The organism is Amycolatopsis keratiniphila subsp. keratiniphila, from assembly GCF_001620365.2.
GTDB lineage: Bacteria > Actinomycetota > Actinomycetes > Mycobacteriales > Pseudonocardiaceae > Amycolatopsis > Amycolatopsis keratiniphila.
On the sequence record NZ_LQMT02000007.1, the window covers coordinates 110750 to 124076 of the forward strand.

Here is a 13327-nt window from a genome sequence, read left to right on the forward strand (position 1 = left end):
GTAGGTTCGCCGAACTTGAACGACGAAGGAGGCGCCGGCAGCGGCCCGGTCAACACCCGAACGCGCGTGGTGAGGCGAATCGCATGCGAGACGATGTGGTCCAGGCGAGCTCGATTCTCGGGCATTCCCCCGGCCAGGTTTGGGAAGTGCTCGGCGATCCCGAGTCCTATTCGAGGTTCGTCGCGGAGATCAGCTGGTGCGAGATCCAGCGTCCCGCCGAACGCGGGCGCGGCCCGAAATGCCTTGTCCGGCTGGAACCGCGGCCGGGAACGCTCGTCGTCGGCGACATCGAGGCCCGCGTCTGGCGGCCGGGCGAACACGTCGTGTGGTGCGGCGTCGAGAACGACGGCATCTGGGTTTCGGTCGAGCTGCGGCAGGCTCCCGGTGGCGGCACGGAACTCCTCGCGCAATTGATGCTTCCCGCGCCGCACTCCGCTCTCGTTTCCGCCGCGTCCTTCAAACGCACCGTCCGCGCCGCGGCCCGGCGGATCGATCTCCACCTGTCGGGCCGGGCGGCGTCACCCCAGGACGAACCGGCGCATACCAAGGCCACCACGCTGCACACGGCGAGCACGCTGATCAAGGCCGGGGTGCTCGCCGCCGCGCGACCGGACAAGATCGCGCGGCAGCTCACCTCGCTTTCGCAGTGGGGCGCCACCGTCGCCGGCGGGTACTCGGCCAACGCCGCCCGCGTCCCCGAAGAAGTCGCATTGCGCGACGAACGCAACGTCCGGACGTTCAAGCAGGCGGCCGATCGCAGCAATCAGCTCGCGAACGCGCTGGCGGCCCGCGGCGTGCGCGCCCGCGACCGGATCGCCTTGCTGTGCCGCAATCACGCGGCGATGGTCGAGTCGCTGATCGCGTGCAGCAAACTCGGGGTGGACGCGATCCTGCTCAACACCGGTCTGTCCGCCGGCGCGGTCGCGGACGTGATCGGGCTGCACAAACCGGTCGCGGTGCTCGCCGACGACGAGTTCTCGCGGATCATCGCCGACATTCCCGGCGATTTCCTGCGGCTGTCCACCTGGCCGGAGACCGAGAACGGCTACCCGACGATCGATCAGCTCATCGCCGGGGTGCCCGCCACCAAACTCAAACCGGTGGACCGGATCGGCAGGCTCGTCGTCCTCACCTCGGGTACCACGGGAACCCCGAAAGGCGCACGCCGTCCGACGCCGAAGGGACTGTCGACGTCGGCCGCCATGCTCGACCGCATTCCGCTCCATTCCGGAGACCGATTCGTCGTGGCCGCCCCGCTGTTCCACAGCTGGGGGCTCGCCGGGATGCAGATCGGGATGGCCGTGCGGGCGTCGCTGTCGCTGATCCGCCGGTTCGACGCCGAAGAGATCCTGCGGACCATCGCCGAACATCGGTGCGGCGTGCTGTTCGCCGTGCCCATCATGTTGCAGCGCATCCTCGACCTGCCGGAACGGATCCGCAGCCGCTACGACCTCTCTTCGCTGAGGATCGTCGCCAGCAGCGGATCCGCGCTGCCGGGCACGATCGTCACCGAGTTCATGGACACCTTCGGCGACGTGCTTTACAACTTCTACGGCTCCACAGAGGTTTCGTGGGCCAGCATCGCCACGCCCGAGGACCTGCGCGCCGCGCCGACCACCGCGGGCCGCTGCCCGCCGGGCACCCGGGTCGCCATCCTCGACGACGACCACAACCGTGTCCCGCCGGGCTGGGAGGGACAGATCTTCGTCGGCAACGACATGCTGTTCGAGGGCTACACCGACGGCGCCAGCGTGCCCCGGGCGGAGAACCTGATGGCCACCGGCGACGTCGGCTACCAGGACGCCGCCGGCCGCCTCTTCGTCACCGGCCGGGCGGACGAGATGATCGTCTCCGGTGGGGAGAACGTGTCCCCGCGCCCGGTCGAGGAGGCCATCGTCGCCCTGCCCGGCGTCCACGAAGCCGCCGTGATCGGCGTTCCGGACCGCGAGTTCGGGCAACGGTTCGCGGCGTACATCGTCCCGAAACGCGGCGCGCGCATGAGCGCGGACGACGTCCGCGCCTACATCCACCACCGGCTGGCCCGCTTCGCGGTCCCACGAGACGTGTACTTCGTCGAGGAGCTGCCCCGGAACGCGACCGGAAAGGTGCTCAAACGGTTGCTACGGGACGAAACCTGGCCGATCGATCAGTGAGCCGACCCGCAACTCGCGTGTTTGAAGGCGGATCACGCGTGATTGGGGCCGGAAGACGGTGTTCCGCCTCCAATCACGCGAGTTACGCCTCCGATCACGCGAGTTCCGGGTTCGAGTGCCGCTTCCGCAGGAGGAATCGCTGGATCTTCCCGCTGGGTGTCTTGGGCAGCTCCGGCACGAAACGCACCTCACGCGGGTAGGCGTGCGCGGCGAACCGGGTCTTCACCAACTGCTGCAGTTCGGAAACCAGTGCGGCATCGGCGGAAACGCCGTCGCGCGCCACCACGTACGCCACGACCACCTCGCCGCGCAGCTCGTCCGGGACCCCGATCACGGCGCATTCGGCCACCGCGGAATGCTGCTGCAGAACGCTTTCCACGTCGAACGGGCCGATGCGGTAGCCGGCCATCAGGATGACGTCGTCATCCCGCGACGCGAAGGTGAGGTAGCCGGAGGCGTCCTTGGCGGCCACGTCGCCGGTGTAGTACCAGCGGCCGTCGGGGCTGAATCGCGCGGCGGTGCGCTCGGGGGCGTCGCGGTAGCCGCGGAACCACACCAGCGGGCTCGCCGAGAGGTCCACGGCGACGCGTCCGCGTTCACCCGGCTCGGCCACTACGTCGGCGTCTTCGCGAAGGACCTCGACGGCGAAACCCGGCAGGACGCGTCCCATCGAACCGGGCTTGACCTCCGAGCGGAGGTCCGGATGCCACGCGTTGCCGACCACCATGCCCAGTTCCGTCTGTCCATAGTGGTCGTAAACGCCGACACCGAGCTTCGACTCCGCCCACTCCAGGACGTCCGGGGTCAGCGGTTCGCCCGCCGACGAACAGTGCCGCAGCCTCAGGCCGTCCGGCACCGGGGCGGCCGAGTTCCGGAGCGCGCGGTACACCGTGGGCGCGGCGGCGAAGTTGGTGACGCCGTACTTCTCCAGCACCGCCCAGGTCAGCTCGGCCGAGAAACCCGCGTGCAGCAACAGGCTCCGCCTGCCGGTCGCCATCGGGGTCATGATCGCGTAGTACAGACCGTAGGCCCAGCCCGGGTCGGCGGCGTTCCAGAACACGTCGTCGGCGCGGACGTCGAGCGCGAAGTCTTGGTACGCCTGGAAACCCGCGAGCGCACGGAGGGGGATCGGGACGGCTTTGGGCGTACCCGTGGTCCCGGAGGTGAACAGCTCGACCAGGACCCCTGCCCCACCGGTCTCCGCGGCTCCGGACAGCGGCGCGGCGCCGGCCGGCATCTCGCGGAACGAGAGGTCGCCGTCCTCGCCGTCACCGACCACCACGATCCGCCGCGACGGGTCGGCGGGCAGATCGGCGGACGGCGTCAGCTTCGAACGCTGACCGGCGTCGGCGATGACGACCTTGGTGCCGTTGCCGGTGATGCGCAGCGCGATGGCGGGCGGGGCGAACGCGGTGAACAGCGGGACGTGCACCGCGCCCAGCCGCCAGATCGCTAGCAGCGCCACCACCAGCTCCGCCGACTTGCCCATCAGCGTCGCCACCCGGTCCCCTGGTCCGACCCCGAGTTCGAGCAGTGCCCCGGCGAACCGCTCCGACCGTTCACGCAGTTCGCCGTAGGTGAGGTCCACACTGGTCAGATCCGCGTCGACCACGGTGAACGCGACCGCCTCCGCCGGATGCCGGTCGCACAACAGCGTCGCCGCACCGGCCCGCTCGTCGTCGTAGACCTCGAGCAACCGCCGGACGTGAGCTTCGGTCATCGTTTCTCCCGGGACGTGGCGAAGGCGTACAGTTCCGGAAATCGTGCGGGCGGGCCCGACCTGCCCACCACCCCCGATCGAGGGGGATCACCGAGGAGGGTGAGCCGATGCCGGTCGACGACGCCCAGCTGCTCGGCGCGGTCTCGGACCTGCGCCGGGACACCGGCCTGCCGGTCGGATTCGCCGGGATCGCCGGCACCTCGCCGCGGATGCGGCTGACCGCGTTCCTCGGCAACCGGGGCACCGCACTGAACGGCCTGTCCGTCCGCGCGGGCTGCGGCCTCGGCGGCAAGGCGCTCGCGCTGACCCGGCCGGTGGTCGCCAACGACTACCACCGCGCCACCACGATCAGTCACGACTACGACGAGCCGGTCCGCGACGAGGGGATCCACTCGGTGGTCGCCATCCCGGTGGTCGTGCGCCGTCGCGTCCGCGCCGTGCTCTACGGCGGCCTGCGGGACGAGGCGACCCTTTCCGACCGGACGATCACCGCCGCCCTGCACGCCGCGCGCGACCTCGAACAGACGCTGGCCGTCGAGGACGAAATCGAGAAAAGGCTGGCCGAGGCACAGCCTCTGGCCGAACACCGCGAGGAGGCCGCGCCGCGTGAGCGTCTTCGCGAGGTCTACGCGGAATTACGGGCGCTCTCCGCCCAGATCGGCGACGGCGTTCTCCGTGACCGCCTCGACGCGGTGTGCGACAACCTCACCGGCGCGGTTTCCCCGGCACTGCGCCTCGCGCCGCGGGAGCTGGACACCGTCTCGCTCGTCGCGCTCGGGCTGACGAACGCCGAGATCGCGCACCGGCTGGGCCTGACCGCGGAAACGGTCAAGAGCTACCTGCGGGACGCGATGCGCAAACTCGACGCGACCTCGCGGTTGCAGGCCGTCACGCACGCGCGCCGGGCGGGGCTGCTCCCCTGACTCAACCCGCGGGAACGGGCGAGACCGAGGAAATGCAGTACTTGTCGCCCGCCTCTCGCCGGACCTCCATCGTCCCGCTGTGGGGCTCGGTCCGGTCCAGGGTCCCGGTCATCGTCACCACGATCAGGTCCGGGCTCGCCGCACGCGGATCCTTCGCGCTGAGCGACGCGTTTCGGTCGCCGTACTCCTTCGCGGCCTGACGGACCTTGTCCTTGGCGTCCGCACAGGCCGACTCGGCGGCCTTGTCGGGCTCGTCACCGAACACCGCGAGGATGAATTTGCCTGCCAGCACCGGGCCCCAGTTGAGCTGCAACGGGGTCTGCGTCGCCTCGGCCGAGCTCGAAGACTTGCTGTCGCTCAGCAGGAATCCGGGCGCGACGAACGCGAGGATCACGAAGACGACCACCACGAGCGCGCCACCACCGGCGATCAAGCCGATCAGCAGGCCGTTGCCCTTCTTCGGCGGCGGGTACCCCTGCTGCGGATAACCCTGCGGCGGGTACTGCTGCTGGGGATACTGCTGCTGCGGATGCCACTGCGGCCCTTGCGGTCCCTGCGGATACGACATCGACGGTTCCTTCCCCCGGCCGGCTGGTGCGCGAGGAATCTACCGTCCCCTTCGGACAGTCGAAAACCGGCTCCGTCGCAGGTCGGGTCTCCCTAGAATCGACCCATGAGACGACTGGCCGTGGTGGTCTTCAACGGGGCGTCGCTCGGCGCGATGTCCTTCGCGTTCGGCGTGTTCGAGATGGCTTCGGCCTTCGGGGAGCTGCCCGACCTCGACCTCAAGGTCGTCGGCGGCGAACCGGGCACCGCGTTGCGGGGCGGCGGCCTGACCGTCCCGGTCCCCGAAGACCTCGACGCGGTCCGCGACGCGGATCTGGTACTGGTCCCCAACTGGCGGTCGCCGATGGAGGATCCGCCGGAAGCGGCGCTGGCGGCTCTCCGCGCGGCGCACGACCGTGGTGCCCGGGTGGCCGGACTGTGCAGCGGAGCCTTCGTGCTGGCCGCCGCCGGACTGCTCGACGGGCGCCCCGCGACCACGCACTGGGCGATGGCGCCGCTGCTCGCGGCCCGGTTCCCCGCCGTCCGCCTCGACGAATCGGTGCTCTACATCGACGACGGCGACATCCTCACCGCGGGCGGTGGCGCGGCGGGGATGGACCTCGGCCTGCATCTGATCCGCTCCTGGTGCGGCGCGGAGGTGGCGAACCGGCTGGCGAAGGGCATGGTCGTCCCTCCGCACCGGCCCGGCGGACAGGCGCAGTACATCGAATCGCCGATGCCGGAACTCGACGAGGGCGACCCGGTGTCGGAGACGATGGCCTGGGCGCTGACCAGGCTGGACACGGCGCTCCCGGTCGACGAACTCGCCAGGCGGGCGCATATGAGCAGGCGTAACTACGACCGCCGGTTCCGCGAGATCACCGGCGCCGCACCCGGCACGTGGCTCACCCATCAGCGCGTCATCCGCGCGCAGCAACTGCTCGAATCCACCGATCTCCCGGTCGACGAGATCGCCAGATACTGCGGGTTCTCCTCGTCCGCGGCGCTCCGGCCGCATTTCCGCCGTCAGGTCGGGGTGACGCCGGTGTCGTATCGGGAGACGTTCGGGACCAGGCTGGGCGTACCGGAACCCATCCTGTCTTAAAACTGCCGCCGGTTGGCGAAAACACCACTCACGACGGGCGCCGCGGCCGGGCCACGATCAGGGCATGACCGAAAACAGCCGTTCCTTCCTCAACCGCCGGTCCATGCTCACCCTCGGCGCGGGGGCCGCGGCCGCGCTGGTGGCGTCGGGTGGCGTCGCCGAGGCGAGCAGGCCGACCGCCTCCGACGCCGAACTCGCGCGGTCGCTGCCCGGCGGTTTCCGCAGCGAGTACGCCCAGGTCAACGGGGTCCGGCTGCATTACGTCGCCGGCGGCCGGGGTGAACCGCTGATCCTGCTGCCGGGCTGGCCGGAGACCTGGTGGCAGTACCGCAAGGTCATGCCGGAGCTGGCGAAGCGGTATCGCGTGATCGCCGTCGACCTGCGGGGCATGGGCGGCTCGGACAAGCCCCGAGGCGGGTACGACAAGAAGACGATGGCCCGCGACATCTTCGAACTCGTCCGCGCGCTGGGCCACCGGCAGGCGCATGTCGCCGGGCACGACATCGGCGCCATGGTCGCGTTCGCCTTCGCCGCCAACCACGCCGAAGCCACGAAGACCGTCACGCTCATGGACGTCTCCCACCCCGACGAAAGCCTGTACCAGCTTCCGATGCTGGCCCCGCTGGGGCAGCCGGTGAACGTCTGGTGGTTCGCCTTCAACCAGGTCGCGACGCTGCCCGAGCAGCTGCTGGCCGGCCGGTCGCGCTTCCTCGTCGACTGGATGTTCGACCACCTGGCGGCCGACCCGGCCTCCATCGGGAGCCGGGACCGGGCCATCTACGCCGCCGCGTACGACCGCCCGGACGCCATCCGCGCCGGGAACGGCTGGTACCAGGCGTTCGGCCAGGACATCGAGGATCAGAAGGCGTACGGGAAGATCACCGCGCCCATGCTGGGGCTGGGCTCCGAGTTCAACTTCGACTACCTCGCCGCCGTCCTGCCGTCCAAGGCGGCCGATGTCCGGGTGCGGAAGGTCGCCGGTTCCGGCCACTTCGTCGCCGAGGAACAGCCGCGGACGGTCATCGACGAGTTGCGGTCCTTCCTCGGGTGAGGCGTATACCCCGAATGGGTCAACGCCGCGCGCCGAGCGCGCCGATTCACTCGGTCAGGTGAAAGACGCGGCGAGGCGTCATTCTCGCGGCGAGGTCCCCTCTTCTCTGGTGTGTCGGTACCGGCCGGGCAGCCCCCCGAACGGCCGGTACCGACATGGAAGTTCAGCTCAACCGATCCACCAGCGGGCCTTGTAGATCCACGCGCCGTGCAGCGCCAGCTCGGCGCGTGGAAAGGCCAGCCGGACGGTGTCCGTGCACCAGGTGCACAGGTGACCTTCCTGCACCGAGGCCGTCAGGATCTGCCCGGTCCGCGGGTTCGTCGACACGCTCTTCACATGCGGCCGGTCGATCTCCCGAGCGCCCGCGTAGTGCCGGCTGAACCCGCCGCTCGTCTTCGAGAACTGGTACACGCCCGCTTCCGTCGTCACCCACAGCAGATCCGGCCGGTCCGGGACCGGCTGGAGGTCGTGCCCGCCCTTGGTCGGGACCGGGACGGACCGCTGTTCAGTGAGCACCGGAGCGGTGGGTGTCCCGCCGATGCTCAACGCGACGAGCGCGTCCGTGCCCAGGGCCCACAACACGTTTCGTCCGGCGTCCCACACCACTCCGTGCGCCCCCACCAGCCGGTATTCGGCGTAGGTCGTCGAGCGCTGCCCCTGCGAGGCGGTGTAGACCCGTACCCAGCCGCCGGTGCTGGCCGCCACCGCGACGTTCCCGTCCGGCAGCAGTTCGATGCTGTGCGGATTGGCAGGGCCCCCTACGTTCGCAGCCCAGTACGCCCGGTCGCCCGCCGGGTACGGCACGACGGCCGCGAAACCACCGGACGCCGACGTCAACAGGTACTTCTCGCCGCCTCGTTCGGCGAGCTTCGCGTCGCTCGGGTTGCTCCAGGAGCCCGCCAGGTCCGCCAGCCCGTTGGCGGCGTTCGGCGCCCACGCCCAGCTCACCTTCCGCTCCCGCCAGGAGGCACGGTCGGCGGGCAGGACCAGGATCCGCTTGGACGCCTGCTCGGTGATGACGATCGAGCCGCGATCGCGCCCGGCGGCGTCCGCGTCCGCCGGCGCGGACGCCGCGACCGAAAGGCCCGCGATGGCCAGCGCCACCAAGGATTTCCGCATGATCTTCATACCCAGACCGAACCCGCCCGGGATGACCGGTGGGTGGCGGCGATCGGAAACGTGGATGTCGACGAGGTGACTCTGCTCAGAGGCTCGCCTCGGACCGCCGGAACAGTACTTCACCGATCGGACGGCGTGCCGTCATCGGAGCCGGGCGGCCGTATCCGAAGCGCAGCACGGCGTGCGGGCGGCCGAGGTCGGCGAACACCCGGTCCATCGCCGCCCGGGTCTCCGGGGTTTCGAACGGCCTGCCGACGAACGACGTCGCGAGACCGGCGGCCGTCGCGGTCAGCAGTACCCGCTGCAGCACCATTCCCGCCCGCAGGTCCGCGGCGGGCCCGCCGTCGGTGGTGAGGACCGCGCCGAGCACCGGCTCACTGCCCTCGGGTTCGGCGGCGATGAAGGACTCCTGTGCGGGAATGCCGTGCGGTGACGGCGGTCTGGCCGGCGCCTGGACACCGTCCGGCGCGTGAGCCGTCCGCCGCGTCCACAGCGCGACCTCCGCCTGGAACGCGCCGTTGCGCGCCTGCGCGGCCTCGGCCCGGTGCAGCACGCGCGCGACCGCGTTCGCCCGGTCGCCGCGGCCGAACAGTTCCAGCAGCCCGCCTTCCACCAGCGCCGCCGCGCGCAACGTCGTCCGCGCCCAGACGGGTACCGGCCGGTCCGAGAACGGACGGCGGTTCGTGTGACGGCGGAAGACGACTTCGGCCAGTCTCCGTTCCTCCGGCGACGAGAACCGGTCGCCACCGATCACGAGTTCGGCGAGCAGGTCCGGCTCCGCCGGCTTCGGCACCACCCGCAGCGAGACGGTCTTGCCGTTGGACCGCAACGAAACGATCAGGTTGAACAGCGCCGCGCCGCACGAAAGCCGCGCCTCGCGGGCGTCCGGGTCGGCGATCCGCAGCACCCTGGCGCGATCGAGCCGCACTTCGACCCGCCTCCGGTCGACGACGAACCGCCACGGCTGGGTGTTGAGCGGGGACGGCGCGCGGACGGCGGCCGCCACCGCCTGGTCGACGTGGGTCGGCAACGGGATCTTCATCGTGGGCTCCCAAGGAAAGCGGTTGATCCACCATCGGCCGGGGTATCCGGCGACCGCAGCGGCCGCCGGTCACGAGTTCCGAGGACTTTCGCCCCCGATTCGCGGAGAGCGAGGACCAAGGACCCTGTGCCACGGACGGCCGCGATGAGAGTCTCGATGACCGGAACGGAGCCCACGATGACGGACAAATGGACCATCGACGTGTCCCTGCAGCACGAGCCGTACCGGGTACGCGCGGAAGCATTGCTCCGTCTCGAAGACGGTGGCGAGTTCGTCGGTGTCGGAATCGCGGAGGCCGGGCTGAGAAACGGCTCGACCTCCCAGATCGGGGCCTATCTCGCGGTCACCCGGGCGCTTTCTGACCTCACCGCGGAACTGCTGGAGACCGTCGCCTCCGACGTCGCCCGCTCGATCGAGGTCGACGGGCTCCTCGCCACGCCGTCGAAGAACTGAAAACCGGTCAGCGCAAGGGGGCGGACCAGTCGATCCTGGTTCCGCCCCCTTCGCGCGTCTCCGCCCGGAACGTCCCGCCCGCCTTCTCCGCGCGCTCACGCAGATTCCGCAGCCCGCCGAACCCACCGGACTCGCCGATCCCGGTGCCGTCGTCGGTGACCACGATCCGCAGGACGTCGTCCTTCACCGACACACTCACCGAAACGCCGCTCGCCCGCGCGTGCCGGACCACGTTGCCGACCGTCTCCCGCACCACCGCCTCGGCGTGTTCGGCGAACGGCAGCGGGATCGAGTCGAGCGGTCCGGAAAGGCTGACCGTCGGATGGATGGGAGTGTCGTCGGTGAGCTCGGTGATCGAGTCGTAGAGGCGATGCCGCAACCGCACGCCCTGCTGGCCCGCCTCACCACCGTGGAGATCGAAGATCGCCGTGCGGATCTCGTGCACGATCTCGTGCATCTGGTCGATGCTCTCGCCGATCCGCCGCCGCAGTTCCGGCGAGTCCGCGCGGCGGTGCGTGCTCTGCATGGCGAGACCGACCGCGAACAGCCGCTGGATGACGTGGTCGTGCAGATCCCTGGCGATCCGGTCGCGGTCGGCGAGCACGTCGAGCTCCCTGGCGGTGCGCTGCCGCGCGGCCAGCTGGAGCGCGAGCGCGGCCTGGTCGGCGAACGAGGCCACCACCGGCAGCTGAGCGAGCTCGAACGGGACCGCGCCCGCGTTCCGCACCGCCATCAGCACCCCGGACGTCCGCTCCCGCGCGCGGAGCGGCACGACGAGCGTCGGGCCGAGGCCGATCTCCCCGTCGGAACCGAGTACCAGTTCCGGCACGCTGCGCGGGGTCCGGTCGCGGTAGACCGCACCGGGCAACGACGTGGCTACGCAGATCCGCACCCCGGTCAGCTCGACCGCCCGCGCGCCCGCGCAGACGGCGATGGTGAGTTCGTCGGCCTCGTCCTCGCCGTCCGGCCCGACGTCGAGCCTGCCGGGACCGGGCAGTGCCAGCAAAGTGAGATCGGAACCGGTGAGTTCGAGCGCCCGGCCGGCGATCAGGTTGAGCGCGTCGACCGGGTCGGTGCCACCCAGCAGTTCCGTGGTGACCTCGCTGGTGGCCGCCTGCCACCGCTGGCGGATCCGCGTCTGCTCGTACAGGTGGGCGTTCTCGATCGCGATCCCGGCCGCGGCGGCGAGCGCCTGGACGACCACCTCGTCGTCGTCGGTGAAGCTTTCCCCGCGTTTCTCGGTGAGGTAGAGATTCCCGAACACCTCGTCGCGGACCCGGATCGGCACGCCGAGGAACGAACTCATCGGCGGATGGCACGGCGGGAAGCCGACCGACGCGGGATGCCGGGAGATATCGGCCAGTCGCACCGGTTTCGCCTCGTCGATGACGAAACCCAGCAGACCGTGACCTTTCGGGAGATGCCCGATCTGTTCCTTCGTTTCGCCGTCGATGCCGTGATAGACGAATTCGGCGAGCGAACCGTCGTCCGCGATCACCCCGAGTGCGCCATAAGTGGCTTCACCGAGATCGATCGCCGCCTGCACGATCCGGTGCAGCGTCGTGTCCAGCTCCAGCCCCGACGCGACCGCGAGCACCGCTTCGAGCAGGCCGTCCATCTTGTCGCGCGTGCCGATGAGCCGCTCGATGCGGTCCTGGAGATCGCGCAGCACCTCACGAACCCTCAGCTGGGACAGGGCGCCGGTGATCCGGTCGTCGCTTCCGCCCAGCCGGTCATGAGCCGACATCCTGCTCCGCCTCCGAAGATCGGGACGACTCCCGGCCGTGGTGACTTTCTCCTCTTTCGGCCCCGCACCGCGGGCGGGACCGTCTCATCAGACAACCGTATTGCCCGTGGCGCAGCGGCGGGGGAAACCATGACCATACAAGTCACCAGGGTCGGACGTTTGAACTCCGAACAGGTGAATTCCGTGCTCCGGTCGGCCATGCTGGCCCCGTCGACGCACAACACCCAGCCGTGGCTTTTCCGGTGCACCGGCACCGGGATCGAACTCCACGCCGATCCGCGTCGTATTTTACCCGTCACGGACCCGGACGGACGCGAACTCGTGCTCTCGTGTGGTGCCGCCCTGTTCACGCTCCGGACGGCGATTCACGCACTGGGCTTCCACCCGGCGACGACCCTGATGCCCAGCCGCGCCGATCCCGATCTGCTGGCCGTCGTGCGCCCGCTCGCCGAACGCATGCCCGATCAGAAGGTCGTGCGGCTCGCGCGCGCGATCCCCCACCGCCGGACCAACCGGCGGCCGTTCCTCTCCAGCGTCGTCCCGAAACCGACGCTCGCGGCGCTTCGCCACGCCACCGAGCTGGAGCACGCGTGGATGCCGAACCTCGACGCCGAGCAGTGCCGTCTCCTGCGCGACCTCACCGCCCGCGCCCGCCGGGAGCAGCTCTCCGACCCCGCCTTCCTCGCCGAACTCGGCCGCTGGACCGGACTGGGCGCGAACGTCCGCGACGGTGTGCCGTCCTATGCGCTGGAGGGCAGCCCTGCCGACGAAAGCTGGCTCCTCGACGAATTCGGCGAAACGGCGGGCGATCCGCGGCCCGCCCCGCTCGTGGTGGCGATCGGATCGCTGACCGACGACCGGCTCGACCGGCTACAGGCGGGCCAGGCCCTGCAACGGGTGCTGCTCACCGCGACCGGTGCGGGTCTCGACGCGTCGTTCATCTCGCCGCCGATCATGGTCCGCGAGGCACGTGCCGAACTGCGGCGGATTCTCGGCTGCGGGGTGTGGCCGCAAGTGCTGCTTCGGCTCGGCTACGGCTCTCCGCTGCCGTGGACGCCGCGCCGCCCGCTGGACGACGTGCTGCTCGATACGCTCATTTCGGCTTGAGCGTGCCAAATCCCTCATCTACGAGACCCGGCTGCCGACGTCCGGCCGGCGCGTGCGGCAGCCGATGGTGTTGTTGCGCTGGACTTTGGCCGTGGCTGATCGCGGGTCGGGTCCGTGAAGGCCTGCTTGCCTACCCTGAAGGTAGTGAAGGAGGCCTTCACTACCATCAGCGATCGCCACCCGCAGCCCACCTGCACCAGCAACCACAGCAACCACCACGACGGCGCGTGAAGGCCCCCTTCCCTCGGCTCAGCCGAGGAAACTCGACCTTCACACCTTCCCCAAGTACATGAAGGCCCCCTTCACTGCGCCAGTCGCAATGAAGGGGGCCTTCACGTACTTCAGGGACCCAAACCGCGGT

Annotated in this window: 11 protein-coding genes; 6 read left to right on the top strand and 5 right to left on the bottom strand. The window is 70.1% G+C overall.

Annotated features, from left to right (window positions below; genetic code table 11):
- The first annotated feature begins 83 nt into the window (after positions 1–83).
- Positions 84–2153, top strand: a complete 2070-nt coding sequence (locus AVR91_RS04880) for an AMP-binding protein (protein WP_063270809.1) — start codon at positions 84–86, stop codon at positions 2151–2153.
- Between the two features lie 94 nt (positions 2154–2247).
- Here AVR91_RS04880 and AVR91_RS04885 read toward each other — a convergent pair whose 3' ends face one another.
- The gene (locus tag AVR91_RS04885; RefSeq protein WP_063270810.1) at positions 2248–3873 is read right to left on the bottom strand and encodes an AMP-binding protein; all 1626 of its coding nucleotides are present in this window, start codon (positions 3871–3873) and stop codon (positions 2248–2250) included.
- 107 nt (positions 3874–3980) lie between these two features.
- Between AVR91_RS04885 and AVR91_RS04890 the strand changes: the two genes are divergently transcribed.
- Positions 3981–4796, top strand: a complete 816-nt coding sequence (locus tag AVR91_RS04890) for a helix-turn-helix transcriptional regulator (RefSeq protein ID WP_063270811.1) — start codon at positions 3981–3983, stop codon at positions 4794–4796.
- Position 4797: 1 nt separating this feature from the next.
- On the opposite strand, the gene AVR91_RS04895 is transcribed toward AVR91_RS04890, so the two are convergent.
- A complete protein-coding gene (locus tag AVR91_RS04895) occupies positions 4798–5364 on the bottom strand; it encodes a hypothetical protein (protein WP_063270812.1) in 567 nt (188 codons plus the stop codon).
- 105 nt (positions 5365–5469) lie between these two features.
- Between AVR91_RS04895 and AVR91_RS04900 the strand changes: the two genes are divergently transcribed.
- Both AVR91_RS04900 and AVR91_RS04905 read left to right on the top strand, forming a co-directional pair.
- Complete coding sequence (locus AVR91_RS04900) at positions 5470–6447, top strand: GlxA family transcriptional regulator (RefSeq protein WP_063270813.1); 978 nt, start codon at positions 5470–5472, stop codon at positions 6445–6447.
- A 64-nt stretch (positions 6448–6511) separates the two neighbouring features.
- Complete coding sequence (locus tag AVR91_RS04905; protein ID WP_063270814.1) at positions 6512–7498, top strand: alpha/beta fold hydrolase; 987 nt, start codon at positions 6512–6514, stop codon at positions 7496–7498.
- A 168-nt stretch (positions 7499–7666) separates the two neighbouring features.
- Here AVR91_RS04905 and AVR91_RS04910 read toward each other — a convergent pair whose 3' ends face one another.
- Together AVR91_RS04910 and AVR91_RS04915 are read right to left on the bottom strand one after the other, a co-directional pair.
- Positions 7667–8626: a DUF6528 family protein gene (locus AVR91_RS04910; protein ID WP_063270815.1), complete on the bottom strand. Its 960-nt coding sequence runs from the start codon at positions 8624–8626 to the stop codon at positions 7667–7669.
- A gap of 76 nt (positions 8627–8702) precedes the next feature.
- Complete coding sequence (locus AVR91_RS04915; RefSeq protein WP_063270816.1) at positions 8703–9659, bottom strand: Acg family FMN-binding oxidoreductase; 957 nt, start codon at positions 9657–9659, stop codon at positions 8703–8705.
- 156 nt (positions 9660–9815) lie between these two features.
- Here AVR91_RS04915 and AVR91_RS04920 point away from each other — a divergent pair, with 156 nt between their 5' ends.
- Complete coding sequence (locus tag AVR91_RS04920) at positions 9816–10112, top strand: dsRBD fold-containing protein (RefSeq protein WP_063270817.1); 297 nt, start codon at positions 9816–9818, stop codon at positions 10110–10112.
- 7 nt (positions 10113–10119) lie between these two features.
- On the opposite strand, the gene AVR91_RS04925 is transcribed toward AVR91_RS04920, so the two are convergent.
- A complete protein-coding gene (locus AVR91_RS04925; protein ID WP_063270818.1) occupies positions 10120–11859 on the bottom strand; it encodes a sensor histidine kinase in 1740 nt (579 codons plus the stop codon).
- Positions 11860–11988: 129 nt separating this feature from the next.
- On the opposite strand from AVR91_RS04925, the gene AVR91_RS04930 reads away from it, so the two are divergent.
- A complete protein-coding gene (locus AVR91_RS04930; protein ID WP_083737385.1) occupies positions 11989–12966 on the top strand; it encodes an Acg family FMN-binding oxidoreductase in 978 nt (325 codons plus the stop codon).
- Positions 12967–13327: the final 361 nt, after the last annotated feature.